We start from the raw sequence: 25783 nt of genomic DNA on the forward strand, positions 1-25783 counted from the left end.
GACGGCCGTCATGGGAGTCACGGTGCTTGCGTGAGCACCCTCTCCAACGCCCCCAACGCCCCCGCGAGTTCATCTCCCGTGATGGTCAGAGGCGGTGCCAGGCGGATCGTCGAGCCGTGGGTGTCCTTCGCCAGCACCCCTTCCCGCAGCAGCCGTTCGCCGATCTGCCGGCCCGTGCCGAAGGTGGGGTCGATGTCGACGCCCGCCCACAGGCCGCGGGAGCGGAAGCCGAGGACGCCCTTGCCGACGAGGGCGGTCAGGCCGTCCCGCAGCTGGGTGCCCAACTCTGCGGCGCGGTGCTGGAATTCGCCCGTTTCCAGGAGTTCCACCACCGCCGTGCCGACCGCCGCCGCGAGCGGGTTCCCACCGAACGTCGAGCCGTGCTCGCCGGGACGCAGGACGCCGAGGACGTCGCGGCGGGCCACCACCGCGGAGACCGGGACGATGCCGCCGCCCAGCGCCTTGCCGAGGAGCAGGACGTCCGGGACGACCGACTCGTGGTCCACGGCGAGCGTGCGGCCCGTGCGGCCGAGACCCGACTGGATCTCGTCGGCGATGAAGAGGCAGCCCTTGCGGCGGGTCACCTCACGGACGCCCGTGAGATAGCCGTCGTCGGGGATCACCACGCCCGCCTCGCCCTGGATCGGCTCCAGGAGCACCGCCGCCGTCGTCTCGTCGATCGCCGCTTCCAGCGCCGCGAGGTCGTTGTACGGCACGATCCGGAAGCCCGGGGTGAAGGGGCCGAAGCCCTGCCGTGCCGTCTCGTCCGTGGAGAACGACACGATCGTCGTCGTACGGCCGTGGAAGTTCTCCGCCGCGACCACGATCGTCGCCTGATCGGCGGGGACGCCCTTCACCTCGTACGCCCATTTGCGGGCCACCTTGATGCCGGACTCGACCGCCTCGGCGCCCGTGTTCATCGGCAGGACCATGTCCAGGCCGGTCAACTCGGCCAGGCGCTCGGCGAATTCGGCCAGCTTGTCGTTGTGGAAGGCGCGGGAGGTGAGGGTGAGGCGGTCGAGCTGGCGGTGGGCCGCCTCGATCAGTGCCGGATGGCGGTGGCCGAAGTTGAGGGCCGAGTAGCCGGCCAGCATGTCCAGGTAGCGGCGCCCCTCCACGTCCTCGACCCAGGCGCCCTCGGCGTGGGCGACGACCACCGGAAGGGGGTGGTAGTTGTGCGCCAGGACCGGTTCCTCGGCGCGGATCAGGTCGGCGGACGAGCGCGTGGTCACGGGTACTCGGGTGGGCGCTGTCATGAGCGGATCTCCTGAGTGCAGCACTTGATGCCGCCGCCTGCCTTGCGGAACTCGGACAGGTCGACGGGCACGGGGACATAGCCGCGGTCGGCGAGGGCGGAGGCCAGGGACTCGGCCTGGGGCGCGATGAAGACGTTGCGGCCGTCGGACACGGAGTTCAGACCGAAGGCCAGCGCGTCGTCCAGGGTGGCGAGCACCGCGTTCGGGTACAGGCGCGCCAGCACCTCCCGGCTGCCCGGCGAGAACGCCTCCGGGTAGTAGGAGATGTTGTTGCCGTCGGCGGAGTCGTCCAGGACGAACAGCGCCGTGTCCAGGTGGTAGAAGCGCGGGTCCACCAGCGTCAGGCTGATCACCGGGTGCCCGAAGAACTCCTGCACCTCGCGGTGCGCCTCCCGGGTGGTACGGAAACCGGTACCGGCCAGGACGTACCGGCCCGTCCAGACCAGGTCGCCCTCGCCCTCGCAGACCGACTCGGGGCGGTGGACGGCGAAGCCCGCCGTCTTGAACCACGTGTCGTACAACGAGGACTCGGGGCGCCGCTCGGGCGCGTGGAAGAGGGAGCCGAAGACGCGGCCGTCCACGACGACCGCCGAGTTCGCGGCGAACACCATGTCCGGGAGACCGGGGGCCGGCTCCACGGAGTCCACGGTGTGGCCATGGGCCCGGTAGGCGCCGATCAGCGCATGCCACTGCGCCCGGGCCAGGTCCGCGTCGACGCGGACGTCGGGTTGCATCCAGGGATTGATCGCGTACTGCACGCCGAAATGTCTGGGTTCGCAGACGAGGAATCGCCGTCGGCGCGGCACACGGGAGTCGGACACAGAGGGGTTCCTCCGCTTCCTGCGGTGTCGACTTGGGGTTGACACCAAGGTAGGAAGTGACGGTCGCGCCCGACAAGCAACGAGAATTGCGTGTCTGCGCAGGAATGCTGCGTCTTCAGCCATGTACGCGCAGGTTCACTGCGTACTCGGATGTTTATTCGGGCGATGCCGCGGGTGCGGGCTGTGTGGCGCCCGCCTCGGGGCTGTCCGGCAGCAGATGGGACAGCACCATCACGCTGATCGTCTTGCGGATGAACGGCTCCACCCGGATCCGCTCCAGCACCTCCTCGAAGTGCTCCACGTCCCGCGCCCGCACATGCAGCAACGCGTCCGCGCCGCCGGTCACCGTCATCGCCGCCGTGATCTCCGGATGGTTGCGCACCACCTCCGCGAGCCGCCGCGGCGGCGCCGCGCCCTCGCAGTACACCTCGACATACGCCTCCGTACGCCAGCCCAGCGCCGACGGCTCCACCGTGGCCGTGAACCCGGTGATCACCCCGGTCTCCCGTAGCCGGTCCACCCGTCGCTTGACCGCCGTGGACGACAGCCCCACGGCCGTGCCGATCTCGGCGAAGCTCGTCCTGGCGTTCGCCATCAGAGCGGTGATGATCTTCCGGTCGAGCTCGTCGAACGGTGCGGGCGCGCTGTGCATGTCGGCACTGTATCCAGCGGAAACCCAGCGGGAACGTCCATGCCTCGGCACGTGTGCAGACGTACGGATTACTCCTACACTCCGGGCATGCTGCGCGCCCTGGCTGTCGACGACGAACGCCCCTCGCTGGAGGAGCTGCTCTACCTCCTCAACGCCGACCCCCGGATCAGCAGCGCGGAGGGCGCAGGCGACGCGACCGAGGCGCTGCGCCGCATCAACCGCGCGCTGGAGTCGGGGCCGCACGGCCCGGAGGCGATCGACGTCGTCTTCCTCGACATCAACATGCCCGGCCTCGACGGCCTGGACCTGGCCCGGCTGCTCACCGGCTTCGCCAAACCCCCACTGGTCGTGTTCGTCACCGCCCACGAGGACTTCGCCGTCCAGGCCTTCGACCTCAAGGCCGTCGACTACGTCCTCAAGCCCGTCCGCAAGGAGCGCCTCGCCGAGGCCGTGCGCCGCGCCGCCGAACTCGTACGACGCCCCGCCGAACCCGGCGACCCCGCGCCCCGCATCCCCGTGCACGAACCCGACCCCGACCACATACCCGTCGAACTCGGCGGTGTGACCCGCTTCGTCTCCGTCGAGGACATCACCCACGTCGAGGCGCAAGGGGACTACGCCCGGCTGCACACCACCAAGGGCAGCCATCTCGTCCGCATCCCCGTGTCCACCCTGGAGGAGCGCTGGCGCTCCCGCGGCTTCGTCCGCATCCACCGCCGCCATCTGGTCGCCCTGCGCCACATCGGCGAACTCCGCCTCGACGCCGGGACGGTGAGCGTCCTGGTCGGCACCGAGGAACTCCAGGTCAGCCGGCGCCACACCCGCGAACTGCGCGACCTGCTGATGCGGAGGTCCTGACATGCCGCACCAGGACCCCGTCGAACGCCGCGTCGTCGTCACCGGACCGCCCCGCCGCACCCGCCGCGCCTCCGGCTACTACCGCCCCCGCACCGAGATCGACGAACAGACCACCCTCGGTGACACCTACGTCCGTTCCCTCATGCGCAGCCAACTCCGCGCCGGACTCACCGTGTTCGCCGTCCTCGGCCTCCTCATCGGCCCGCTCCCGCTGCTGTTCGCCGCGATGCCCGACGCCCGCCGCGTGGAATGGGCGGTCCTCGGCTTCGGCGTCTACGCCCCGCTGGTGCTGCTCGCCCGCTGGTACGTGCGGCGGGCGGAACGCAATGAGCGCGACTTCGTCCGCCTCGTAGAAGACCGCTGAGCCACCCGATCCGATGAACTCCGGTTACGCCGTCCCCGCCGTCGCCCTCGTCGTCGTCGCCACCGTCCTCGTCGGCGCCTTCGGCCTGCGCATCTCCCGTACGACATCCGACTTCTACGTCGCCTCCCGCACCGTGGGCCCCCGCCTGAACGCGGCGGCCATAAGCGGCGAGTACCTCTCCGCGGCCTCCTTCCTCGGCATCGCGGGCCTCGTCCTGGTGCAAGGCCCCGACATGCTCTGGTACCCGGTCGGCTACACCGCCGGGTACCTCGTCCTCCTGCTCTTCGTGGCCGCCCCGCTGCGCCGCTCCGGGGCGTACACGCTCCCGGACTTCGCCGAGGCCCGGCTCGCCTCCCAGGCGGTACGACGGCTCGCCGGGGCGTTCGTCGTCGGCGTCGGCTGGCTGTACCTGCTGCCCCAACTCCAGGGCGCCGGACTGACCTTGCAGGTCCTCACCGGGGCGCCGGACTCGCTCGGCGGCGTCATCGTCGCCGTCGTGGTCGTCGCGACCGTCGCCGCGGGCGGCATGCGCAGCATCACCTTCGTGCAGGCCTTCCAGTACTGGCTCAAGCTCACCGCCCTCCTCGTCCCCGCCCTCTTCCTGATCCTCGCCTGGCAGGGCGACGGCGCCCCCAGCCACGCCTTCGAGGAACCGGCCACCTTCCGCGAACAGCGCGTGGTCCGCGTCGACGAGGGCCTCGACCTGAAACTGGACCGCCCGCTGACGGTCACCGTCGACGGCACGGTGGACGGCCGCACCCACGAGGACACCCGGCTCCACCTCCGCGCCGGCACCCATCACATCGACGCCGGCACCCGCCTCACCTTCGCCGCGGGCGACCCCGTCCCCGAGGCCGACCGGCGCAGCGACGCCGGTCTGTCGCCCTCGCAGGCCGAGAGCCGCGGCGAACGCCCCCTGTACGCCACCTACGGACTGATCCTCGCGACCTTCCTCGGCACGATGGGCCTGCCGCACGTCGTCGTCCGCTTCTACACCAGCCCGCACGGCGTCGCCGCCCGCCGCACCACGGTCGCCGTCCTCGGTCTGATCGGCGCCTTCTATCTGCTGCCGCCCGTCTACGGCGCCCTCGGCCGCCTCTACGCCCCCGAACTCACCCTCACCTCAGACGCGGACGCCGCCGTCCTGCTGCTGCCCGACCGGGTGATCGGCGGCCTCGGCGGCGACCTGCTCGGCGCGCTGGTCGCCGGGGGCGCCTTCGCCGCGTTCCTCTCCACCGCCTCCGGGCTGACCATGGCCGTGGCGGGCGTGCTCACCCAGGACGTGCTTCCGTCGCGCGGCGTACGGCACTTCAGGCTGGGCACGGTCATCGCCATGGCCGTACCGCTGGCGGCGAGCGCCCTGGTCGGCGGGCTGCCGGTCGCCGACGCGGTCGGCCTCGCCTTCGCCGTGTCCGCGTCCTCCTTCTGCCCGCTGCTCGTCCTCGGCATCTGGTGGCGCCGGCTCACCCCGCCGGGCGCCGCCGCCGGGATGCTGGTGGGCGGCGGCTCCGCGCTGGTGGCGGTGGCGGCGACCATGGCAGGTTTCCCCGGGTCCGGCGCGCTGCACGCCGTGCTCGCCTGGCCGGCCCTCTGGTCGGTGCCGCTGGGGTTCCTCACCATGGTGCTGGTGTCCCTGGCGACCCCGGGCAGGGTCCCGGCCGGTACGGGGGCGATCCTGGCGCGGTTCCATCTGCCGGAGGAGCTGCGGGCGGAGGTGAAGGCGTGAGCGGATTCCTCGCCGGGCTCTGCGTGGCCATCCTCCCCCTCCTCGCCGCGGGCTTCTGGCTCGGCCGCCGTACCGCACGCCCCGAGAACCTCGGCGGCCTCGGCACGCCAGTCGAGCACGCCACCTTCGAGACCCTGCACACCGCGTCCCTCGCCGCGCCCCCGCTCCGCGCGGGTCTGACCGAGGAGACGGCCCGCAAGTCGGCCCGCAGACTACGGACGTTGCTCGGCACGGACGCCCTGTGCCTGACCGACCAGAAGCGGGTCCTCGTCTGGGACGGCGTCGGCGGCCATCACCGCGACGAGATCATGAAACGCCTCGCCGGCCCCCTGGAGACCGGCCGTGGCGAGGCCTTCCCACTGACCTGCGACGCCCTCGACTGCACGGTCAGCTGGGCCGTGGTCGCCCCGCTCACCGTCGACGACCGGGTCCACGGCGCCCTGGTGGCCTGCGCGCCCCGTGAGTCCGCCGTGCTCGTGCGGGCCGCCGGAGAGGTCGCCCGCTGGGTCTCCGTCCAGCTGGAACTGGCCGACCTCGACCAGTCCCGCACCCGGCTCATCGAGGCCGAGATCAAGGCCCTGCGCGCCCAGATCTCCCCGCACTTCATCTTCAACTCGCTCGCGGTGATCGCGTCGTTCGTCCGCACCGACCCCGAGCGCGCCCGCGAACTGCTCCTGGAGTTCGCCGACTTCACCCGCTACAGCTTCCGCCGACACGGCGACTTCACCACCCTCGCCGACGAACTCCACGCCATCGACCACTACTTGGCGCTCGTACGGGCCCGCTTCGGCGACCGCCTCTCCGTCACCCTGCAGATCGCCCCCGAGGTGCTGCCGGTCACCCTGCCCTTCCTGTGCCTCCAGCCGCTCGTCGAGAACGCCGTCAAGCACGGCCTGGAGGGCAAGCCGGACACCTGCCACATCCAGATCACGGCGCAGGACACGGGCGCCGAAGCCCTCGTCGTCATCGAGGACGACGGCGCGGGCATGGACCCCGCCGTGCTGCGCCGCATCCTCGCCGGCGAGGTCAGCCCGTCGGGCGGCATCGGGCTGTCCAACGTCGACGACCGGCTGCGCCAGGTGTACGGCGACGACTACGGCCTCGTCATCGAGACCGCCGTGGGCGCCGGCATGCGCATCACCGCCCGGCTGCCGAAATACCAGCCGGGCGTCCACTAGGGCCTGCCCTGGTACGACCGCCTCAGGTACTGCGCGTGACGACCATCCCGAGGGTGATCAGGCCCAGCACGACCCAGCCGAACCACAGCCAGCCGTTGCTGCCGAGCGCCACCGTGTAGGCGGTCACCACGACGAGTCCGCCGAGGGTGAGCACCCCCATCGTTCTGGTCGAGCCGTCCGTGGAACCGGGCATCGCAACACCCTCCTCGGGATCCTCATGATGCGTCATCCTCCATGGTGCCCCCGTTCTGCTTCCTGACGGTGCAGACGACGAAATGAGTTCCGGCCTTCCACGGGCCCTCGCTCGTCCAGGATCCCGCCCGGTACACCGACGGATCGAAGCCGTAGTCACCCGGCGCCACCTCCCGACCGCAGGCCAGGTCCGCCGCCTCGGCGCGCGCCTCGTCCAGCGTCACGTCCTCGCCCAGTCGGGTGAATCCGAGCACCTCCTCGTCGTGCGGCCCCGCGCAGGACACCAGCCGCGCGTCCCGGTTGGACCGCACGTCCAGACAGTCCCGCTTCTGCATCGAGGAGACGTCGAGGAACTTCGTCCCCGGCTCGCGATGCCCGCCGAGCGGCCCGTACACCGGCCCGTGCGCACCCACCACCAGACAGGCCGTGCGCCGTCCCGCGGCGGCGAAGCCCGTCGGCGTCGGTACGAGGGCCAGATCGCGCACATCGGCGAGCTTCCCGCGGATCTCCTGGGTCAGCTCCGCACAGCGCGCCGGCCCCTGCTCCAGCGCCTCGGCCGCGGACGCGGCGGGGACGAAGGCCATCACCTGCCCGTCCGGCGGACCACCGCACGCCGCGTCCAGGGCCACCCGGGGCGTACCCGTGAAGGGCGTCCCGCCCGGCCAGTCCACGGTCACACAGTCACCGTCCCGCAGCGCCTTGCCGAGCCCGATGTCCGTCCCGTACGGCGCGGCGTTCCCGCCACCCCCGCCTTCCCCGGGCGGCTGCTGCGCCACGGCGTACCAGACCCCGCCCCCGGCGAGCACCAGGCCCAGCAGCCCGGCGAGGGCGGAGTGCAGCGCCCGCGGACGGGTACGGCGCCGACTCCCGCCACCGTTGGTGACCAGCGGCCCGAGCCCCTCCGGCACGGGCTGCGGCACGGGCTGCGGCACCGGCGCCACCGGCCCCGGCTGCGCCCACTGCGGCTGCGAGCCCAGGTCGGTCCGGGTCCGCGCGTACGGGTCCGCCTGCGAGGCGACGATCCGCGACAGCGCCGCCTCCGCCTGCGCTGCCGAGATCCGCAGCCCCGGATCCTTGACCAGCATCGCCTCCAGTACGGGGGCCAGGGCTCCGGCGCGCACCGGTGACCGCGGCTCCTCCGTCACCACCGCGCTGATCTCCGCGAAGTGCGACTCGCGGGCGAAGGGACCGCAGCCCTCCACCGCGTGGTAGAGCGTGCACCCCAGCGAGAACAGGTCGGCGGCCGCGGTGGGCGACCCGCCGGTGGCCCGCTCCGGCGCCAGATAGCCCGCCGTACCGACCAGCACGGACGTCAGCGTGTAGCGCGTCTCCCCGGCGTCCGGCTGCACGGAGATGCCGTAGTCGGTGAGCAGGGCGCGCCCGTACGGCGCCCCGGTGCGGTCCGGCGCGAGCAGGATGTTCGCCGGCTTCACGTCCCGGTGCATGATCCCCCGCTCGTGCCCGGCGGTCAGCGCGTCGAGGACGGCGAGGCCGATCCGCGCGGATTCCGCGGGCGCCAGCGGGCCGCGCCGGGCGATCAGCTCACGCAGGTCGACGGCGCCGGGCACGTACTCCATGACGATCCAGGGGAGCCCGTCGTGCTCCAGCACGTCGTGCACGGTCACCACATGCGGATGACCGCGCAGTCCGGCCGCGTGCCGGGCCTCCGCACGGGCCCGGGCGACCCGGGCCTCCCGCTCGTGACCGGCCTCGGACGGGTCACGGAAGACGATCTCCTTGAGCGCGACCTCGCAGGCGAGTCTCTGGTCGTGGGCGAGCCACACATGGCCCATACCGCCGCTGCCCAGCTGGTGCAGCAGCAGATAGCGGCCGGCGATGACCCGGCCCACTCCCGATGTCGATGGTCCTGAAGGCATCCGGTGACTCCCGGGTTCTGCGGAGGCGCTACGTGGCGACGCTCGCGGTGGGCTCCTCTGGCGCGGACCCACTGCTGGGCGGGGGCGCGCCGGTCGTGGTCGCCGGTGGCGGTGCGCTGGTGGTCACCGGCGGCGGGGAGGGTGGCGGTGCGCTCGTCGTCAGCGGAGGCGAGCTGGTCACGGCAGGCGGCGCGCTCGTCACCGAGGTCGGCGAGGAGGGCGGTGGTGAGGTCGGGGGCGACGGCGAGGGCGAGGGCGACGTGGACGGGCCGGGCGGGGTGCCTACTGAGGCACTGGTGGGCGGCGGCGAGGTACCCGGCGTGGACGGTCCCGGCGTGGACGGTCCGGGCTTCGACGGTCCCGACGTCGACGGTCCGGGCTTGGACGGTCCGGACGCAGAGGGTGCCGAGGGCGGGGATGCCGAGGGCGGGGGAGAGGTGAGACCGCCCTCGGACGACGATCCCTCCGCCACGCTCACCGTCACGTACTGCCCGAACCGCAGCTCGGCCCCGGCCGGCGGATCGGTCGCGGTGACCCGTGCGCCGTCGGCGGGCGCCGACCCGGTGTCGTACCCGGTCGCGAGCCCCTTGTCGGCCAGCGCCTGACGCGCCTCGCCGAAGGTCTTCCCCGTCAGCCGGGGGACGGCCTGAGTCCTGCGGGTGTCGAAGGTGTCGTCCTTGGCGCCCGTCGTGCCGACCGGCCGGCTGATCCCGCGATCGGGGTCCGCCACGTCGACCAGGGCGATCTTCTCCAGTGGACGGGACGCGGGACGCACGGCCACGACCGAGGAACGGTCGTACCCCTTCCACTCCTTGTTCCCGTCCCCGAACTCGACCGAGATACGGTTCGTGTCACCCGCGAAGGGACGCAGTGGATTTCCACAGCTGCACTTCGCGGCCGGCTGCCCCTGCCGATCGACGAGAATCGCGATTCCGGCCTGCAACAGCGAGTCGTAGGGAACTGCCTTTCCCTTTTTGTAGTCGTGATTCTGCACGAGAGTGTCGTGACGCAGCAGAACAGGAGTGAGTCGATCCAGATATTCCGGTATCTCAGCGGTGGTGATTCCCAGGGCGCGTGCCCACGCCTGTGCTTTCTGGTCGTTCATGGGATCGGTGAGGAATTTCTCGAGCTTGTCGACATCGCAGATCGTCGGTTGCTTCGAACCCCCGTACAGACCAGGGGTGTCGCCCTGCTGAAGACTTCCCCGAACGGGCTGCGACGTCACCGGCTGATCCCGGCCCAGGTCACTGCCCTCGTCGAAGAACGGCGCGAGCGAGGGCACACCGGCCGCGACCGCCTTCACCGCCAGCAGGGGCGTGGCTCTGTCGCACCCACTCACCGCGAGAACGAGAACCAGCAGACACGCAGTCTTTGTCGCGAGCCTCTGCATAAATGCGCGAAATGTCATCACCGCTCCCCCTGGCGGTTCCCCCAACGCGCTTCATGCTACTGAACGACCGGCCCCAAAAAGCCTTTCAGCGCCCACGTGCGTTCAATGAGGCCAAATAGGCGTTGTATGCCTCGAGTTCCTTGTCGCCGTCCCGGTCGGCGGCCCGGTCCTTCCGCCTGGCCTGCCGCTGCTCCGAGCCGTACCACTGGAACAGCAGCGCCAGCAGCACCAGCACGGACGGGATCTCACTGAACGCCCAGGCGATACCGCCCGCGGCGTTCTGGTCGGAGAGCGCGTCGATACCGAGCGAGGCGGGCGGGTTCTTGAACGTCTCGACCATTGGGGTGGACGCCATCATCAACGCGATCCCGAAGAACGCGTGGAACGGCATGCCCGCGAACAGCTCCAGCATCCGCATCAGATAGCCGGGCCGCTGCGGCCCCGGGTCGACGCCGATGATCGGCCAGAAGAACACGACACCCACCGCGAGGAAGTGCACCATCATCGCGAGGTGACCGGTCCTCGACCCCATCAGGAAGTCGAAGATCGGCGTGAAGTAGAGCGCGTACAGGCTCGCGATGAACAGCGGGATGGTGAACGCCGGATGCGTGATGATCCGCATGTACCGGCTGTGCAGCAGCGCCAGCAGCAGCTCGCGCGGCCCCTTCCGCCCCCGGCCGGCGGCGGGCAGCACCCGCAGGGCCAGTGTCACCGGAGCGCCGAGCAGGATCAGGATCGGCGACAGCATGCTGATGACCATGTGCTGCACCATGTGCACGCTGAACATCACCATGCCGTAGTCGTTCAGCCTGGTGCACATCACGAGCATGATCGTCAGCACCCCGACGGCGAACGAGACGGTCCGCCCCGCCGACCAGGCGTCCCCACGCCGCCGCAGCCGCACGACCCCGTACGCGTACAGCCCCAGCCCCACCACACAGGCGACGAGGAAGAACGGATCGGCCGACCACTGAAGCCCCCGCCCCAGCGTGAACGGCGGCAGATCCATGGTCATGCCGTGCCCGCTGTGATCCATTGCGGCGGCTCCTGATTCGTGGGGGGTTGTGCGAAGTGTCCGCCTCACAGACTAGAACCGCCCCCGGCGCCTGATGACACCGGGGGCAGTCAACGCCCTAGGGGCGCGGGGAACTGCGCGACCAGCCACAACGAGCCCGCAGCCTGCAACCCTCCCGCAGGCCCACGGCGAAACTCAGAGAACGCACTCGGCCTCTTCGTACCGCTCAGCCGGCACCGTCTTCAACGTCTCCACGGCCTCAGCCAACGGCACCATCACGATGTCCGTCCCACGAAGAGCCGTCATGTGACCGAACTCGCCCCGGTGCACCGCCTCCACCGCATGCCACCCGAACCGGGTCGCGAGAACACGGTCGTACGCCGTAGGCGTCCCGCCCCGCTGCACATGCCCCAGGATCACCGGCCGCGCTTCCTTCCCCAGCCGCTGCTCCAGCTCGATGGACAACTGCCGCGCGATCCCGGCGAAGCGCTCATGCCCGTAGATGTCCTTGCCGCCCTCATCGAACGACATGGACCCCGGCGCCGGCTTCGCCCCCTCCGCCGCGACGACGATCGCGAACCGCTTGCCCGCCTGGAACCGCTCGCCGACCCGCCGCGCCAACTCCTCGATGTCGAAGGGCCGTTCCGGTACGACGATGGCGTGCGCGCCGGCCGCCATGCCGGAGTGCAGCGCGATCCAGCCGGTGTGCCGCCCCATGACCTCGACGACGAGCACGCGCTGATGCGACTCGGCGGTGGTCTTGAGCCGGTCCAGCGCCTCCGTGGCCACGCCCACGGCCGTGTCGAAGCCGAAGGTGACGTCCGTGACCGCGATGTCGTTGTCGATGGTCTTCGGCACGCCGACGATCGGCAGACCGGCGTCGGACATCAGCCGGGCCGCCTTCAGCGTGCCCTCGCCGCCGATCGGGATGATCGCGTCGAGGCCGAGCTCGGCGACATGGCCCTTGGCCCGCTCCACCCCGTCACGCAGATGGGAGGGCTGGACCCGGGAGGAGCCGAGGATAGTGCCGCCGCGGGCGAGGATGCCGCCCACCGCGTCGAGGTCGAGCTTGAGGTAGTCGCACTCCAGGAGGCCCTTCCAGCCGTCCCGGAAGCCGATGACCTCGTCGCCGTGGTCGGCGACGGCACGGTGCACGACGGACCGGATGACGGCGTTCAGGCCGGGGCAGTCGCCGCCGGACGTGAGGACACCTATGCGCATAGCCCGAAACAACCTTCTCAACGTGGGCCGGGGACCGGACCACGCTGTCCGGCTCGATCCCCGCCACCCTAGCGGCAGGAGGGGGCGGGGCCCTACCGTGCGTCCGCCTGCTGGACGACCCCGCTCAGGTGTGCGGACACATCGTCAGACGGGCTGGTAAAACGCGGCTGGAGCGCGGATGAACTCCCAGCTCAAGCAGGCTCTACGCCGGCTGCTGCGCCGCCGCGATGCGCTCGTTGCGAAGCGCCTCGTACCAGCGGTCGTCGGTCGGCGGCAGCGCGTTCACATCGAGCGCCAGCTTCAGCAGCAGGTCGGCGATGAGGGGGTTTCGCGCCAGGACGGGACCGTGCATGTACGTACCGAAGACGGTGTCGTTGTACGCGCCCTCCGTGCCGTCGCCCGTGCCGTTGCCGTTGCCCAGGCGGACGTTGGCGAGCGGGCGGGCGGTGGGGCCGAGGTGGGTGACGCCCTGGTGGTTCTCGAAGCCGGTCAGCGGGGGCAGCCCGAGGCGCGGGTCGATGTCGGCGAGGACGTCACCGACGCACCGCGCACCCTCACCGCGCACGGACACGACGTCGAGCAGCCCGAGACCGGGCTCACGCTGGCCGAGGTCGTTGATGAACTCATGCCCGAGGATCTGGTACCCGGCACACACCGAGAACACGATCGCGCCGTTCTCCACGGCCCGGTGCAGTCCGCCGTCCCGGCGCAGCCGCTCGGCCGCGAGCCGCTGCGGACGGTCCTCGCCGCCGCCGATGAGGTAGATGTCCCCGGAGGTCGGGATCGGCTGGTCGCTGCGCACGTCGAGCCGGGCCACGTCGAGGCCCCGCTGCCGCGCCCGGCGCTCCACGACCAGGACGTTGCCCTGGTCGCCGTAGGTGCTGAGCAGGTCGGGATAGATCCAGACGACCCGCAGCTGGTTGTCGCTCACAAAAGTCCCCTGAAGTGTCAGTTGCCGACGCGGCGGCGCAGGTCCTGGAAGGCGGTGTAGTTCGCGATGACCTCGATGCGGCCCGGCGGGCACAGCTGCACGGCCTGGTCGAGGTTCTCGCAGACCTGGAAGTGCTGGTTGGCGACCTCCAGGCGGACCGCGAGGTCGAGCTTGCGGTCGCCGACGACACAGATCGGGTGGCCGGTCAACCGCGTGTAGTCGACGTCCCACAGCCACGAGGTGTCGGTGCCGTCGGCGCCGCGCGCGTTCACGGAGAGGATCACCGGGGTGGGTGGCGGATCGATGAGACTAAACGTTTCGAGCCACCCGGCCGGGTTCTTGGCGAGCAGCAGCCGCAGATCCCGCTGCTGGAACTGCACCACGTCATACCGTCCGGCCACGGCCTGCACCTGGTACATGCGCTCCAGCGCGACCTGCGGCGGTACGCCGAACACGGCGGCGACGGCGGCCGAGGAGGCGGCGTTGGCCTTGTTGGCACGGCCCGGCAGCTGGAGATGAATGGGCCAGGCGGAACCGTGCGGGTCGAGGACGTGATCCCCGGACAGCGCCCAGCTCGGCGTCGGCCGACGGAACCCGCACTCCCCGCAGAACCAGTCGTCGCCCGGCCGCTGCATCACACCGCCGCAGGACGGGCAGGACCAGGCGTCGTCCTTCCACATCTGCCCGGCGGCGACCCAGACGACGTTGGGGGAGGAGGAGGCGGCCCAGACGACCAGCGGGTCGTCGGCGTTGGCGATGATGACGGCCTTGCTGCCCGCGAGCCCCTCACGCCAGTTCTCGGCGAGCATCCGGGTCTCGGCGGCCCGGTCGAGCTGGTCGCGGGAGAGGTTGAGCAGCGCGATGCACTTGGGGTCGGTGTCCCGGGCGACGCCGGCGAGGTACTTCTCGTCGACCTCGATCACGCCGTAGCGCGCCTCCGAGCTGCCGGCCAGCGCCGAGGTGATGCCCGCGGGCATGTTGGCGCCGAGCGCGTTGGAGACGACGGGACCGGCGGCGCGCAGCGCCTCCGCGATGAGCCGCGTGGTCGTGGTCTTGCCGTTGGTGGCCGACACCAGAACCACGTCCAGGTTCTGGGCGAGCCGGGCGAGGAGGTCGGGGTCGAGCTTGAGTGCCACCCGGCCGCCGATCACCGAACCGCTGCCGCGCCCTGCGGCGCGCGATGCCGCTGCGACCGCCTTACCGGCGGTCACGGCGATCTTGGCCCGCGGCGTGAGCGGGTCCGAGTTGCCTGCCATCAGTTCTCGATCCTCCTTGCGTACGCGCCGCGCCTGACGGCAACGTGGTGGTGGTCAGCCTATCGAGATCCATTCGCAGTCCCGAATCGCCGTACCCTTGCGGCCATGCGAAACAGCTCCATTCCGGGCACCCGCGGCCGTGTCCGGCCCCTCACGCTGCTCGGTGACCCCGTCCTGCACGCCCCGTGCGAGGACGTCACGGACTTCGGCCCGGAACTGGCGACGCTCGTGGAGGACTTGTTCGCGACGATGTACGCGGCCCAGGGCGTGGGCCTCGCCGCGAACCAGGTGGGGGAGTCGCTGCGGGTGTTCGTGTACGACTGCCCGGACGACGAGGACGTCCGGCACCTCGGCCATGTGGTGAACCCGAGGCTGGTGGAGGCCGACGGAGTGGTTCTGCGAGGCCCGGAGGGCTGCCTGTCCCTGCCGGGTCTGGAGGCGGGAACGGAGCGCTACGACCACGCGGTGGTGGAGGGTTTGACGATGACGGGCGAGCCGGTGACGGTGCATGGCACGGGGTGGTTCGCGAGGTGCTTGCAGCACGAGTGCGACCACGTGGAGGGCCGCGTCTATGTCGATCACCTCACGGGATGGCGTAAGCGACGGGTGTTGCGGCAGGCCGCCAAATCGCCGTGGGGGCGCTGAGTTCGCGCGACCGCGGGCCGTCTGTGGCTGGTCGCGCGCACGCGGCGGAGCCGCACATTGATACCGCCCCGCGCCCCTAGGGGGTTTCAGAACCCGGGGCCACCAACCTTGTCCCCCGCCGCAGCCAGCCGCCCCCACAACAGGTCGGTCAGACTCTGCACCAACTCCGCACGCGAACAAGGCCGTTCACCCAGCCACCAGTCACCGGCCGCATGCATCATCCCGACGATCCCATGCCCCCACACCCGAGCCAGCTGCTGCCCCCCGGGCCCCAGATCCAGCCGGTCCTCGATGACCTGGGCCAACTCCTCGCCCATCCGCCGCAGCAGCGGAGCGGAGTGCTTCCCGACGTCGAAGCCCTGGTCCCCGACCTGGCCTCCCTCCGCGGGATGCATCAGGAACCGGTACACCTGAGGCCGCGCCTCGATCGCCGCGAGGTAGGTGTCGAGCGTGGCCGCGACCCGCTCCCGCCGATCCGCGGGCGCGTCCAGCGCGGCCCGCAGAGAATCCAGCAGCGCATCGGTATGCCGCGTGGCCAACGCCGCGTAAAGTCCCCCCTTGTCACCGAAGTGACGGTAGAGGATCGGCTTGGTGATGCCCGCTTCCGCGGCGATCGCGTTCATGGAGGCGTGGGGTCCGTCACGCAGGACCACCCTGTCCGCGGCCTCCAGCAGCTCGCGCCGACGGCGGTCGGCGGACCGCTGCTGATCGGTCCGCTGCGTGGTGTCCATGAGCTCTCCCCACCCGTGCTGATTCGGTGACGCCTGCGCAAACTAACACCCACCATGCACCATGCATCGAACGGGCTGCCGAGGGTCATCGGGAGTTGACTTTTCCTACCGGTCGGTAACAGACTCGGGTTACCGCTAGTAACATGCATTTGCGCCGCCGCTGGAGGGGACATGGCCGAGTTCACCATGGAGCTCAACGACGAACAGAAGGAGGTCCAGGACTGGCTGCACGGCTTCGCGGCCGATGTGATCCGCCCCGCGGCCGCCGAATGGGACGAGCGTGAGGAGACTCCCTGGCCGGTCATCCAGGAGGCCGCCAAGGTCGGCATCTACTCGCTCGACTTCTACGCCCAGCAGTACTTCGACTCCACCGGTCTCGGCATCCCCATGGCGATGGAGGAGCTGTTCTGGGGCGACGCGGGCATCGCGCTGTCGATCGTCGGTACCGGCCTGGCCGCTGTCGGTGTCCTCGCCAACGGCACCGAGGAGCAGATCGGCACCTGGATCCCGCAGATGTACGGCGACGCCAACGACGTCAAGGTCGCGGCGTTCTGCTCCTCCGAGCCCGACGCCGGCTCCGACGTGGCCTCGATGCGCACCCGCGCGGTGTACGACGAGGCCAAGGACGAGTGGGTGCTGAACGGCACCAAGACCTGGGCGACGAACGGCGGCATCGCCAACGTCCATGTCGTCGTCGCGGTCGTCGACTCCGAGCTGGGCTCCAAGGGCCACGCGTCCTTCATCATCCCGCCGAACACGCCCGGCCTGTCCCAGGGCCAGAAGTTCAAGAAGCACGGCATCCGAGCCTCGCACACCGCCGAGGTCGTCCTGGAGAACGTGCGTGTCCCCGGCTCCTGCCTCCTCGGCGGCAAGGAGAAGCTCGACGAGCGCCTCGCCCGGGCCCGGGAGCGGGCGAAGGCGGGCGGCGGCGAGCGCGTGAAGAACGCGGCGATGGCCACGTTCGAGGCCTCCCGCCCGGCCGTCGGCGCGATGGCGGTCGGTACCGCCCGGGCCGCCTACGAGGTCGCCCTCGACTACGCCAAGACCCGCGAGCAGTTCGGCCGCCCGATCATCGACAACCAGGGCGTCGCCTTCCAGCTCGCCGACATGCGGACGTCCATCGACGCCGCCCGCCTCCTGGTCTGGCGCGCCTCGTGGATGGCGATCAACGGCAAGCAGTTCACCGCCGCCGAGGGCTCGATGTCGAAGCTCTTCGCCAGCGAGACGGCCAAGAAGGTCACCGCCCAGGCGGTTCAGATCCTCGGCGGCAACGGCTACACCAGGGAGTACCCGGTGGAGCGGATGCACCGCGACGCGGCGATCTACACGATCTTCGAAGGGACGAGCGAGATCCAGCGCCTGGTGATCGCCCGCACCCTCTCGGGGATGCCGATCCGCTAACGGTGCCGGAGCGGCGTGAGCTGCTCGATGTCGTACCGGGCCCGCAGCTCCTCGATGGCCGTGTGGTCCGGTGGGCCCCCGTCGCCCAGGATCTCGAGCAGCTCCTCGAAGTACCGCTCGTGGTCCGGCGGCGGACTCGCCTGGAAGAACATCTTCGCGGGGGAGTCCGTCGGGTTGGCGAACGCGTGCGGGCAGCCCGGGGGCACGACGATCACCGTGCCCGGTGTCGCCCGTACCGCCCGGTTGCCCGAACTCGACTCCCAGCGCTGCCAGTTGTCCGGCGTCCGTACCCGGGGCTCGAAGGCCAGCACGTCCAGTTCACCCTCAAGGACGTAGAACAACTCCTCGCTGCGGGTGTGCACATGGGCGCCCACGTCGAAGCCGGGCGGGACGATCACCTCGAAGGTGGACGCCATGCGCGAGTGCGTGCCGGTCACCTTGAAGGTGACGTGCTGGGCCGGGGTCTGGACGACCCGGCCGTGCCCCGGCGGGACCAGCAGCCCTTCCTGAGCCGTCACCACGTCACCGGGAGCGCCTCGGGACCGCGGATCAACGCACCCTTCCTGAAGGGCACTTGGTCCGCGGGGACCGCCAGCCTCAGGTCCGGCAGCCGGTCCAGGAGCGCGTCCACCAGCAGTTCCGACTCCAGCCTGGCCAGCATGCCGCCCGGGCAGTAGTGCGGGCCGAAGCCGAAGGAGACGTGCGGGTTGGGGCTGCGGGTGAAGTCGATCGTCTCCGGGAACGGGAAGACGTCCGGGTCGCGGTTGGCGGCCAGGTACGACACATAGACCGGGTCGCCGGCCCGGATGCGTACGCCTCTGATGCCCACGTCCTCCAGGGCGATCCGCGACAGGCCCACCGCGTTGCGGTGCGGGATGTAGCGCAGCAGCTCGTCGATGGCCTGGGGGCGGATCGACGGTTCCGTGCGCAGCCGGTCGGCCAGGTCCGGACGGGTCAGCAGCAGATAGAACATCTGGCCGCTGTTGTTCGTCACCGCCTCGCCGCCGATCTGGAGCAGGACGGCGAGCCCCACGGCCTCCTCCAGGGTCACCTCGTCCCGGCCGACCGCGGCGCCGAGCAGCGAGGTGACGTCCTCGCCCGTACTGCCCTCCCGCAGCCCGATGAGATCGCCGAAGTAGGCGCCCATCTCCTTCTTGGCCTTCTCGCTGACCTCCTTGCCGTGCGAGGACGACAGGATCAGCTGGGTCCAGGTGTGCATGACCTGCCGGTCGGCCGCCGGGACCCCCATCAGCTCGCAGATCACCGCGATGGGGAAGGGGCTCAGCACGGTGGCGGTGAGATCGGCGGGCGGACCGTCCTGGAGCAGCTCGTCGACCAGCTCGTCCAGCATCCGGCGGGACTTCTCCCGTACCCGCTCCACGCCCTTGGAGGTCAGCGCGGCGGCCACCGTGCGGCGCAGCCGGGTGTGGTCCGGCGGGTCCAGGAAGCCCACGGCACCCCGCTCCGGGATGAAGTGCGGGGCGAGCCGGGTGACCGGCTGGTCCATGACGGCCTCCCGGCCGAACCGGGGGTCGTTGGTCACCATCCGTACGTCGTCGTACCGGGTGACCAGCCAGGCCCAGCCCTCACCGTTGGGCAGCTGGATCCGGGTGACCGGGCCCTCGCGCATCAGCTCGGTGAGGACCGGGTCGAAGTCCGTCCCGCTCAGATCGAGGGCCGGCCAGTGCCGGATCGGGGGCAGGATCTCGGTGATCGTCTCTTCGCTCATCTCGGTCCGTTCAGTGCGTCTCGTCCGTGCGCTGCCAGCGGCCCAGGGTCATTTCCGCGGTGATGCCGGGCCCGAACCCGGCGAGCAGCCCGCGCGCCCGGTGGTGCGCCCCGCCCGCGTCGAACAGTCGTCGCAGCGCGTCCAGTACGACGGCGCTGGCGATGTTCCCGTACTCGGTGAGCGTGGCCCGGCTGAACCGGAAGGCGTGCGGGTCGACCTGGAGGAACTTGCTGAGGTCGTCGAGGATGCGGGGCCCGCCCGCGTGGACTATGTAGAAGTCCAGGTCGGCGGCGTCCCAGCCGTGCAGTCCCGCGAGGTCCTGGAGGGCCGGGGCGAGCGGCTCCATGGTGGCGGGCACCCGCTTGTCCAGCTGGAAGTGGAAGCCCGTGGCCCGGACGTCGTACATGATCCACTCCTCGGTCTTGGGGATCAGATACGAGCCGTTGCGCTCCAGCGCGATGCCCTCGCCGCCCCGGCCGCGCACCACGGCGGCCGCGATGCCGTCGCCGAACAGGCCGTTGGACAGCAGGTTCCCGATGCCCAGGTCGGTGGGCTGGTAGCACAGGGAGCAGAACTCGCAGGCCACGATGAGGGCGTTGGCGTCGGGGTAGGCGGTGCAGAAGTCGTGCGCCCGGTTGATCGCCGCGCCGCCGGCCGCACAGCCCAGCTGGGCTATGGGGATCTGCCGCGTGGTGCAGTCGAAGTCCATCTCGTTGATCAGCCAGGCGGTCAGCGACGGCATCATGAAACCCGTGCAGGAGACATAGATGATGACATCGATGTCGCGGGCCAGTACCTCGGCGTCGTCGAGTGCTCGCCGCACGACCGCGGGGACACGGGCCTTCGCCTCGGCCACATAGACCTTGTTGCGCTCCTCGAAGCCGGGGTGCTTCAGGGTCTCCTCGATGGGCTGCACGATGTGCCGGGTGCGGACCCCGGTGTTCTCGATCAAGCGGAGCGCCAGCGGCAGTTGGGGATGGTCCGCGTGGCGGGAGCGCGCCAGTTCGAGCGTCTCCTCCATCGTGATCACATGCTCTGGAACGGACACCGAGGGTCTGCACAAAGTCGCCATGAACCGTGCCTGCTTTCGCCTCAGAGGGTGGTCCAGTCCACGATCACCCGAGGGGCAGACGACTTCGCGCGGGGCTACTCCGTTTCAGGGACGGGTGGAGTTCCAAACAGGTCCTGGAACAACGGTCCTCAGGACGCGCCGCCGCTACTGTGCGCAATGCAGGCCACGTCGATGCGATCGGCGAGCTTGGCCAACTCGATGGTCAACGCGGCCACCGTGTCCTCGTCGAGGCCCTCCTCGCCCGCCTCGACAAGATGCAGCCACCGCCCCCCGACCGTGCGCAACAACTTGCTCACATCGGCCGCGGACACCTGCAGGGTGCCCCGGTCGTCGACGATCAGCGGCAGAGTCACTTCACGGTTCACACCGGGGATGGTAGCCGCGCGGACGTCACGCTCCGTGCCAAACCGTAGTGATGTTGCAGAACTCGCGGATTCCGTGCCCGGACAGCTCACGCCCGTACCCGGACCGCTTCACGCCGCCGAACGGGAACGCCGGATGGGACGCGGTCATCCCGTTGACATACACGGCACCGGCTTCGAGATCCCGTACGAAACGATCGACCTCGGCCTCGTCCCGCGTCCACACGTTCGAACTCAGTCCGAACGGTGAGTCGTTGGCGAGCAGCACCGCCTCGTCGAGGTCGCTCACGCGGTAGAGCGTGGCCACCGGGCCGAACGCCTCCTCGCGGTGGATACGCATCTCGCGGCTGATGTCGGTGAGGACGGTCGGCCGGTAGTACCAGCCGTCCCCGTCCGGCCGCTCGCCCCCGCAGAGCACCCGGGCACCGCTGCGCGTCGCGTCGTCGACGAGCTCCTCCAGGTCCGCGCGCCCCTGCTCGGTGGCGAGCGGGCCGACGTCCGTGGCCTCGTCCAGCGGGTCGCCGACCGTCAGCCGCTGCATGCCCCGCACGAACTTCTCGGCGAAGGCGTCGTACACGTCGGCGTGCACGATGAACCGCTTGGCGGCGATGCACGACTGCCCGTTGTTCTGCACCCGTGCCGTCACGGCGATCTCGGCCGCGCGGTCGATGTCCGCGGACGGCATCACGACGTACGGGTCGCTGCCGCCGAGTTCGAGGACCGTCTTCTTCACCATGTCGCCGCAGGTGGCGGCGACCGAGCGCCCGGCGGGCTCACTGCCCGTGAGCGTGGCCGCCTTGACGCGCTCGTCGCGCAGGATCTCCTCGACCGCGCCGGAGCCGATGAGCAGGGTCTGGAAGACGCCCTCCGGGTAGCCCGCCTGGTGGAACAGGTCCTCCAGGAACAGGGCTGTCTGGGGGACGTTCGAGGCGTGCTTGAGCAGTCCGACGTTGCCCGCCATCAGCGCGGGGGCGGCGAACCGGACGACCTGCCACAGGGGGAAGTTCCACGGCATCACGGCGAGCACCGGACCCAGGGGCCGGTAGCGCACCAGGGCCCGGGAGGCGCCGGAGTCCTTCACATCGGCGTCGGCGGGCTCCTCGTCGGCCAGCAGCGCCTCGGCGTGCTCGGCGTACCAGTGCATCGCCTTGGCGCACTTGGCGGCCTCGGCGCGGGCCTGCTTGACCGGCTTGCCCATCTCGGTCGTCATGACCTTGCCGATGTCCTGCTGGAGTCCGTCGAGCAGATCGGCCGCCCGGCTGAGCAGCTGGGCGCGTTCGGCGAACGGTGTCGTCCGGTAGGTGCGGAAGGTGGCCTCCGCGAGCTGGAGCCGGCGCTCGATCTCCTCGGCGCCCATGGCTTCGTACGTCTTGAGCGTCTCGCCGTTCGCCGGGTTCACCGTCGCGATGGGCATGACCGACCTCCTGGGGGAGCGGACCTGTGTTCTCGACCTTCCCGCGCGGCGGGCCCCGCCGCAACGTGTCAGGGCGAGTGCTCCGCCAGCCGGTCGAGAAACGTGGCCTGCGCCTTCACGATCACCTCGCGAGCACGCGCGAGGGAGAACCAGGCCACCCGGTCCAGCTCCGGGAACTCCTGCTCCCGCCCGGATCTCGGCGGCCACTCCATGCGGAACGTGCCCGGGACGACGCTCGCCGGATCGAGGTCGGCCTCGACCGCCCAGACGGTGACGAGCTTGCCGCCCGACTGCTTCACCTCGCCGAGGGGTACGGCGTCCCCGTCGGGCGGCGGCAGCCCCAGCTCCTCCTGGAACTCGCGCCGGGCGGCGTCCCAGGCCTGCTCCTCGTCGGGCTCGTACTCGCCCTTCGGCACGGTCCAGGCCCCGGCGTCACGGCGCGCGAAGAACGGGCCGCCCATGTGGCCGAGCAGCACCTCGACGCCGTCGCCGGTGTGCCGGAAGAGCAGCAGGCCCGCGCTGGTCCTCATGGGCTGACCTCGGGATGCGCGGCCAGCAGCGTTTCCACCGTGTCCGCCTCCTCCGGCCGCTTGTCCTCGCGATAGCGCACCACACGGGCGAAACGGAGGGTGACGCCGGCCGGGTAACGGGTGGAGCGCTGAAGACCGTCGTAGGCGATCTCGACGACGAGCTCGGGGCGTACGGTCACCACGTACCCGTCGGTTCCGGTGGCCAGCTCCTGGAGCCGCTCGGTCTGCCAGGCCAGCATCGCGTCGGTCATGCCCTTGAACGTCTTGCCGAGCATCGCGTACGAGCCGTCCTCCCGCCGTGCCCCCAGGTGCAGGTTGGAGAGCTTGCCGGTGCGGCGGCCGTGGCCCCACTCGGCGGCCAGGACGACCAGGTCGAGGGTGTGGACGGGCTTGACCTTCAACCAGGACGCGCCGCGCCGGCCCGCGCTGTAGGGGGCGTCGAGGGACTTCACCACCACGCCCTCGTGACCGCGCTCCAGCGTGTCGGCGAGGAAGGACTCCGCGGCGGTGACGTCCTCCGGGCCGGACACCAGCGTCCGGCGCACCCGCATCGGTTCGGGGACGAGGCGGGCCAGCTCCGCGTGCCGTTCGGCGAACGGGAGGTCGAGTAGGTCGTGGTCGTCGACGGACAGGGTGTCGAAGAAGACGGGGGAGACGGGGACCTGTTCGGCGGCCGTGGCCACGTCCACCCGCGAGCCGACCCGCCCCGCCGTCTCCTGGAACGAGCGGGGCCGCCCGGCGGCGTCGAAGGAGATGACCTCACCGTCGAGGATGAACCGCTCACCCTTCAACTGCTGTGCGGCGGCTGTCACTTCGGGCAGACGGTCGGTGATGTCGTCGAGGGTGCGGGTGTAGACGCGGACGGTGTCGCCGTCCCGGTGCACCTGGACGCGGATGCCGTCGAGCTTCTCCTCGACCGCGCACCCGCCCAGCTTCTCGACCGCCTCGGCGACCGAGGAGGCGCTGTGCGCCAGCATCGGCAGGACCGGGCGGCCGACGGTGAGCCGGAAACGGTCGAGGGCCTCGGGGCCGTCCGCGAGCAGCGCCTCGGCGACGGTCTGGAGGGAGCCGGCGAGCATGACCGCGCGGCGGACGTCGGCGGGTGGCGCCTCGGTGGCCTGGGCGAGACCCTCGGTGGCGACCGCGTCCAGGGCGCCCTGGCGTACCTCACCGCTGAGCAGGCCGAGCAGGAAGCGTTGTTCGGGCTCGGTGGCCGCGCCCATCAACTCACCTACGAGACGGGTCCGTTCGGCCTGGGACCCGGTGCCCGACACCATGCCCAGCTCGGTGAGCAGCGCATCCACCGCGGCGACGGTGAGGCTCGGCTCGGCTGCCGGGGGGACCGGACGACTCAGCACCTTCCAGCCCACCCCCAGCCGACCCTGGGGCAGCCGTCCCGCCAGATACGGGATGACGATCGGCACGTCGTCCGGTTCGGCCTCGCGGAACAGGTCGGCGAGCAGCGCGGTCTTCTTCGAGCGCGCCGAGGTCGCGGCGACCTGCTGGGACACCTGGGCCAGCCGGGCTAGAAGCATGCAGCCCATGGTGCACCGGAGGCGGTGGGTCTACACCTGGACGGCCTTGTCGAGATCGGTCATGAGCAGATCCCCGTTGATCGTGGCCCCGGCCCGGTAGCCGCCCCCCGCCGCGTTGATCACCTGTTCGCCGAAGCCCATCGCGTTGCCCACCGCCCACACGCCGGGAACGGTCGTCTGTCCGGTCGCGTCGACCACGGGGTACGCACCGAACGGAGTCTCGTTCAGCTCCGCGCCGAGCTGAGCCAGGAGGCCGTTCTGCGGGACGGCGCGGGGCGCGACGAACAGCACCTCGCGGGCGTGGACCGAGCCGTCGCCCAGACGTACTCCCGTCAGTCGGTCGTTCTCGATCCGCAGCCTCTCGACCTCACCCGGCACTACCTTCACGCCCGCCGCGGCGAGCCTGCGCAGGTCGTCGTCCGACAGGTCGGCCTCCGCGACTGTGTGCAGGAAGAGCGTCACGTCCTTCGACCACTGGGACACCATCAGTGCCTGGTGCACGCTCAGTGGGGTCGTGGCCAGGACGCCGAAGGCCTGGTCGCGGACCTCCCAGCCGTGGCAGTACGGGCAGTGCAGAACGTCCTTGCCGAAGCGCTCGGCTACGCCGGGGACGGCGGGGAGCTCGTCCTTGAGGCCGGTGGCGACGACCAGGCGGCGGGCCTGGAGCGTGCGACCGCTCTCCAGGGTCACGGCGAAGCCCTCGGCCAGCCCGACCACCCGGTCCCGGACCAGCTCGACGCCGTACCGGGCGATCTCCTCGCGGCCGATCGCCAGGAACTCGGCGGGCGGCATGCCGTCCCGGGTCAGAAAGCCCTGCATGTGTGCCGCGGGCGCGTTGCGGGGCTCGCCCGCGTCGACGACCAGGGTGCGGCGCCTGGCCCGGCCCAGGACGAGGGCCGCCGACAGGCCGGCCGCGCCGCCGCCGATCACGATCACTTCGTATGCGTGGGTGTCCGTCATGCCGCCACGGTCGCTCCGCCGGTGCGGGATTGACAAACGTCTTTGCTGATTCTGCAATACAGGCATGAGTACCGAAGAAAACGTCGAGGGTGTTCTCGCGGATGTGGGGCCCCGGCTGCGCCGGATCCGGAAGGAGCGCGAGGTGACCCTCGCCGGGCTGTCGGAGGCCACCGGCATCTCCGTCAGCACGCTGTCCCGGCTGGAGTCGGGGCTGCGCAAGCCCAGCCTGGAGTTGCTGCTGCCGATCGCGCAGGCCCATCAGGTGCCGCTGGACGAGCTGGTCGGGACGCCGCCGGTGGGGGATCCGCGGGTGCGGACCGCTCCGCTGGTGCGGCACGGGCGCACCTACTGGCCGCTGACCCGGCAGCCGGGCGGTCTCCAGGCCTACAAGGTGCTGGTGCCGCAGCGGAACGAGGAGCCCGAACCCCGTACCCATGAGGGCTACGAGTGGTTGTACGTGCTGGCGGGGCGGCTGCGGGTCGTGCTCGGAGATCACGACGTGGTGATGAGCGCCGGGGAGGCCGCCGAGTTCGACACCCGCGTGCCGCACTGGTTCGGGTCGACGGGGGAAGGCCCGGCGGAGTTCCTGAGTCTGTTCGGGCCGCAGGGGGAGCGGATGCATGTACGGGCGAAGCCGAAGCGGTCGGCGCAGTCGTGACGCACGCTA

At 70.8% G+C, this 25783-nt stretch carries 26 protein-coding genes; 7 read left to right on the plus strand and 19 right to left on the minus strand.

Features of this window, described 5'->3' with window-relative positions; genetic code table 11:
- Window positions 1–17 precede the first annotated feature (17 nt).
- From rocD to OG885_RS38380, 3 genes are all read right to left on the minus strand, one after another.
- A complete protein-coding gene (gene rocD, locus OG885_RS38370) occupies window positions 18–1256 on the minus strand; it encodes an ornithine--oxo-acid transaminase (protein WP_405739936.1) in 1239 nt (412 codons plus the stop codon).
- Window positions 1253–2077, minus strand: coding sequence for a dimethylargininase (gene ddaH, locus OG885_RS38375; protein ID WP_405739939.1), 825 nt, complete (start codon window positions 2075–2077; stop codon window positions 1253–1255). Before ddaH ends, rocD begins: the two co-directional genes overlap by 4 nt.
- Window positions 2078–2231: 154 nt before the next feature.
- Window positions 2232–2729 carry an Lrp/AsnC family transcriptional regulator gene (locus OG885_RS38380; RefSeq protein ID WP_405739941.1) on the minus strand — a complete coding sequence of 166 codons (498 nt, stop codon included), beginning with the start codon at window positions 2727–2729 and terminating at the stop codon, window positions 2232–2234.
- Between the two features lie 87 nt (window positions 2730–2816).
- Here OG885_RS38380 and OG885_RS38385 point away from each other — a divergent pair, with 87 nt between their 5' ends.
- Genes OG885_RS38385 through OG885_RS38400 form a run of 4 tightly spaced genes read left to right on the plus strand, consistent with a single transcriptional unit; the run spans window position 2817 to window position 6855 of the window.
- A complete protein-coding gene (locus OG885_RS38385; protein ID WP_405739943.1) occupies window positions 2817–3587 on the plus strand; it encodes a LytR/AlgR family response regulator transcription factor in 771 nt (256 codons plus the stop codon).
- A gap of 1 nt (window position 3588) precedes the next feature.
- Window positions 3589–3951 carry a hypothetical protein gene (locus OG885_RS38390; RefSeq protein ID WP_405739945.1) on the plus strand — a complete coding sequence of 121 codons (363 nt, stop codon included), beginning with the start codon at window positions 3589–3591 and terminating at the stop codon, window positions 3949–3951.
- Window positions 3952–3964: 13 nt separating this feature from the next.
- Window positions 3965–5677 (plus strand): cation acetate symporter, encoded by a 1713-nt coding sequence (locus OG885_RS38395; protein ID WP_405739947.1) that lies wholly within the window; start codon window positions 3965–3967, stop codon window positions 5675–5677.
- Window positions 5674–6855, plus strand: coding sequence for a sensor histidine kinase (locus tag OG885_RS38400; RefSeq protein ID WP_405739950.1), 1182 nt, complete (start codon window positions 5674–5676; stop codon window positions 6853–6855). The genes OG885_RS38395 and OG885_RS38400 overlap by 4 nt, the downstream gene beginning before the upstream one ends.
- Window positions 6856–6877: 22 nt before the next feature.
- Here the strand turns inward: OG885_RS38400 and OG885_RS38405 are convergent, their stop codons facing one another.
- From OG885_RS38405 to OG885_RS38435, 7 genes are all read right to left on the minus strand, one after another.
- Window positions 6878–7048, minus strand: coding sequence for a hypothetical protein (locus tag OG885_RS38405; RefSeq protein WP_399960536.1), 171 nt, complete (start codon window positions 7046–7048; stop codon window positions 6878–6880).
- 22 nt (window positions 7049–7070) lie between these two features.
- Complete coding sequence (locus OG885_RS38410; protein ID WP_405739954.1) at window positions 7071–8924, minus strand: protein kinase domain-containing protein; 1854 nt, start codon at window positions 8922–8924, stop codon at window positions 7071–7073.
- 28 nt (window positions 8925–8952) lie between these two features.
- Window positions 8953–10332, minus strand: coding sequence for a DUF6777 domain-containing protein (locus OG885_RS38415; RefSeq protein WP_405739956.1), 1380 nt, complete (start codon window positions 10330–10332; stop codon window positions 8953–8955).
- A 67-nt stretch (window positions 10333–10399) separates the two neighbouring features.
- The gene (locus tag OG885_RS38420) at window positions 10400–11350 is read right to left on the minus strand and encodes a cytochrome c oxidase assembly protein (RefSeq protein ID WP_405739959.1); all 951 of its coding nucleotides are present in this window, start codon (window positions 11348–11350) and stop codon (window positions 10400–10402) included.
- A gap of 174 nt (window positions 11351–11524) precedes the next feature.
- Window positions 11525–12550: a 6-phosphofructokinase gene (locus OG885_RS38425; RefSeq protein ID WP_405739962.1), complete on the minus strand. Its 1026-nt coding sequence runs from the start codon at window positions 12548–12550 to the stop codon at window positions 11525–11527.
- Window positions 12551–12752: 202 nt separating this feature from the next.
- Window positions 12753–13481 carry a type 1 glutamine amidotransferase gene (locus OG885_RS38430; RefSeq protein WP_079309501.1) on the minus strand — a complete coding sequence of 243 codons (729 nt, stop codon included), beginning with the start codon at window positions 13479–13481 and terminating at the stop codon, window positions 12753–12755.
- Window positions 13482–13498: 17 nt separating this feature from the next.
- Window positions 13499–14737, minus strand: coding sequence for a MurT ligase domain-containing protein (locus OG885_RS38435; protein WP_329341794.1), 1239 nt, complete (start codon window positions 14735–14737; stop codon window positions 13499–13501).
- A 105-nt stretch (window positions 14738–14842) separates the two neighbouring features.
- Between OG885_RS38435 and def the strand changes: the two genes are divergently transcribed.
- Window positions 14843–15382, plus strand: a complete 540-nt coding sequence (gene def / locus OG885_RS38440) for a peptide deformylase (protein WP_405739965.1) — start codon at window positions 14843–14845, stop codon at window positions 15380–15382.
- A gap of 86 nt (window positions 15383–15468) precedes the next feature.
- Here the strand turns inward: def and OG885_RS38445 are convergent, their stop codons facing one another.
- On the minus strand, window positions 15469–16113 hold the full coding sequence (locus tag OG885_RS38445) for a TetR family transcriptional regulator (protein WP_399960546.1): 645 nt from the start codon (window positions 16111–16113) through the stop codon (window positions 15469–15471).
- Between the two features lie 171 nt (window positions 16114–16284).
- On the opposite strand from OG885_RS38445, the gene OG885_RS38450 reads away from it, so the two are divergent.
- The gene (locus OG885_RS38450) at window positions 16285–17514 is read left to right on the plus strand and encodes an acyl-CoA dehydrogenase family protein (protein WP_405739968.1); all 1230 of its coding nucleotides are present in this window, start codon (window positions 16285–16287) and stop codon (window positions 17512–17514) included.
- Here OG885_RS38450 and OG885_RS38455 read toward each other — a convergent pair.
- The 8 genes from OG885_RS38455 to OG885_RS38490 all read right to left on the minus strand — a co-directional run bounded on the left by OG885_RS38455 (window position 17511) and on the right by OG885_RS38490 (window position 25116).
- The gene (locus OG885_RS38455; protein WP_405739971.1) at window positions 17511–18032 is read right to left on the minus strand and encodes a cupin domain-containing protein; all 522 of its coding nucleotides are present in this window, start codon (window positions 18030–18032) and stop codon (window positions 17511–17513) included. The genes OG885_RS38450 and OG885_RS38455 overlap by 4 nt on opposite strands.
- Window positions 18029–19243, minus strand: a complete 1215-nt coding sequence (locus OG885_RS38460) for a cytochrome P450 (protein WP_405739974.1) — start codon at window positions 19241–19243, stop codon at window positions 18029–18031. Before OG885_RS38460 ends, OG885_RS38455 begins: the two co-directional genes overlap by 4 nt.
- Window positions 19244–19253: 10 nt before the next feature.
- The gene (locus OG885_RS38465) at window positions 19254–20339 is read right to left on the minus strand and encodes a type III polyketide synthase (RefSeq protein WP_405743074.1); all 1086 of its coding nucleotides are present in this window, start codon (window positions 20337–20339) and stop codon (window positions 19254–19256) included.
- A gap of 104 nt (window positions 20340–20443) precedes the next feature.
- Window positions 20444–20680: a DUF6213 family protein gene (locus OG885_RS38470; RefSeq protein WP_126270496.1), complete on the minus strand. Its 237-nt coding sequence runs from the start codon at window positions 20678–20680 to the stop codon at window positions 20444–20446.
- 25 nt (window positions 20681–20705) lie between these two features.
- Entirely contained in the window at window positions 20706–22091 is a 1386-nt protein-coding gene (locus OG885_RS38475) for an NADP-dependent succinic semialdehyde dehydrogenase (RefSeq protein ID WP_405739977.1), read from the minus strand.
- A gap of 68 nt (window positions 22092–22159) precedes the next feature.
- A complete protein-coding gene (locus OG885_RS38480; RefSeq protein ID WP_405739980.1) occupies window positions 22160–22621 on the minus strand; it encodes an NUDIX domain-containing protein in 462 nt (153 codons plus the stop codon).
- Window positions 22618–24156 carry an ATP-dependent DNA ligase gene (locus OG885_RS38485; protein WP_405739982.1) on the minus strand — a complete coding sequence of 513 codons (1539 nt, stop codon included), beginning with the start codon at window positions 24154–24156 and terminating at the stop codon, window positions 22618–22620. The genes OG885_RS38480 and OG885_RS38485 overlap by 4 nt, the downstream gene beginning before the upstream one ends.
- A 30-nt stretch (window positions 24157–24186) precedes the next feature.
- Window positions 24187–25116 carry an NAD(P)/FAD-dependent oxidoreductase gene (locus OG885_RS38490; protein WP_405739985.1) on the minus strand — a complete coding sequence of 310 codons (930 nt, stop codon included), beginning with the start codon at window positions 25114–25116 and terminating at the stop codon, window positions 24187–24189.
- A gap of 64 nt (window positions 25117–25180) precedes the next feature.
- Here OG885_RS38490 and OG885_RS38495 point away from each other — a divergent pair, with 64 nt between their 5' ends.
- Window positions 25181–25774 (plus strand): helix-turn-helix domain-containing protein, encoded by a 594-nt coding sequence (locus OG885_RS38495; RefSeq protein WP_405739987.1) that lies wholly within the window; start codon window positions 25181–25183, stop codon window positions 25772–25774.
- Window positions 25775–25783 lie beyond the last annotated feature (9 nt).

The organism is Streptomyces sp. NBC_00028 (assembly GCF_045041065.1).
In the GTDB taxonomy this organism is placed as follows: Bacteria; Actinomycetota; Actinomycetes; order Streptomycetales; family Streptomycetaceae; genus Streptomyces.

Coding starts and splice junctions, on each gene's coding strand:
- rocD (WP_405739936.1), bottom strand. CDS start 1,256: ATGACAGCGCCCACCCGAGTACCCGTGACCACGCGCTCGTCCGCCGAC.
- OG885_RS38380 (WP_405739941.1), bottom strand. CDS start 2,729: ATGCACAGCGCGCCCGCACCGTTCGACGAGCTCGACCGGAAGATCATC.
- OG885_RS38385 (WP_405739943.1), top strand. CDS start 2,817: ATGCTGCGCGCCCTGGCTGTCGACGACGAACGCCCCTCGCTGGAGGAG.
- OG885_RS38390 (WP_405739945.1), top strand. CDS start 3,589: ATGCCGCACCAGGACCCCGTCGAACGCCGCGTCGTCGTCACCGGACCG.
- OG885_RS38395 (WP_405739947.1), top strand. CDS start 3,965: ATGAACTCCGGTTACGCCGTCCCCGCCGTCGCCCTCGTCGTCGTCGCC.
- OG885_RS38405 (WP_399960536.1), bottom strand. CDS start 7,048: ATGCCCGGTTCCACGGACGGCTCGACCAGAACGATGGGGGTGCTCACC.
- OG885_RS38410 (WP_405739954.1), bottom strand. CDS start 8,924: ATGCCTTCAGGACCATCGACATCGGGAGTGGGCCGGGTCATCGCCGGC.
- OG885_RS38415 (WP_405739956.1), bottom strand. CDS start 10,332: ATGACATTTCGCGCATTTATGCAGAGGCTCGCGACAAAGACTGCGTGT.
- OG885_RS38420 (WP_405739959.1), bottom strand. CDS start 11,350: ATGGATCACAGCGGGCACGGCATGACCATGGATCTGCCGCCGTTCACG.
- OG885_RS38425 (WP_405739962.1), bottom strand. CDS start 12,550: ATGCGCATAGGTGTCCTCACGTCCGGCGGCGACTGCCCCGGCCTGAAC.
- OG885_RS38435 (WP_329341794.1), bottom strand. CDS start 14,737: ATGGCAGGCAACTCGGACCCGCTCACGCCGCGGGCCAAGATCGCCGTG.
- def (WP_405739965.1), top strand. CDS start 14,843: ATGCGAAACAGCTCCATTCCGGGCACCCGCGGCCGTGTCCGGCCCCTC.
- OG885_RS38445 (WP_399960546.1), bottom strand. CDS start 16,113: ATGGACACCACGCAGCGGACCGATCAGCAGCGGTCCGCCGACCGCCGT.
- OG885_RS38450 (WP_405739968.1), top strand. CDS start 16,285: ATGGCCGAGTTCACCATGGAGCTCAACGACGAACAGAAGGAGGTCCAG.
- OG885_RS38460 (WP_405739974.1), bottom strand. CDS start 19,243: ATGAGCGAAGAGACGATCACCGAGATCCTGCCCCCGATCCGGCACTGG.
- OG885_RS38475 (WP_405739977.1), bottom strand. CDS start 22,091: ATGCCCATCGCGACGGTGAACCCGGCGAACGGCGAGACGCTCAAGACG.
- OG885_RS38480 (WP_405739980.1), bottom strand. CDS start 22,621: ATGAGGACCAGCGCGGGCCTGCTGCTCTTCCGGCACACCGGCGACGGC.
- OG885_RS38485 (WP_405739982.1), bottom strand. CDS start 24,156: ATGCTTCTAGCCCGGCTGGCCCAGGTGTCCCAGCAGGTCGCCGCGACC.
- OG885_RS38490 (WP_405739985.1), bottom strand. CDS start 25,116: ATGACGGACACCCACGCATACGAAGTGATCGTGATCGGCGGCGGCGCG.
- OG885_RS38495 (WP_405739987.1), top strand. CDS start 25,181: ATGAGTACCGAAGAAAACGTCGAGGGTGTTCTCGCGGATGTGGGGCCC.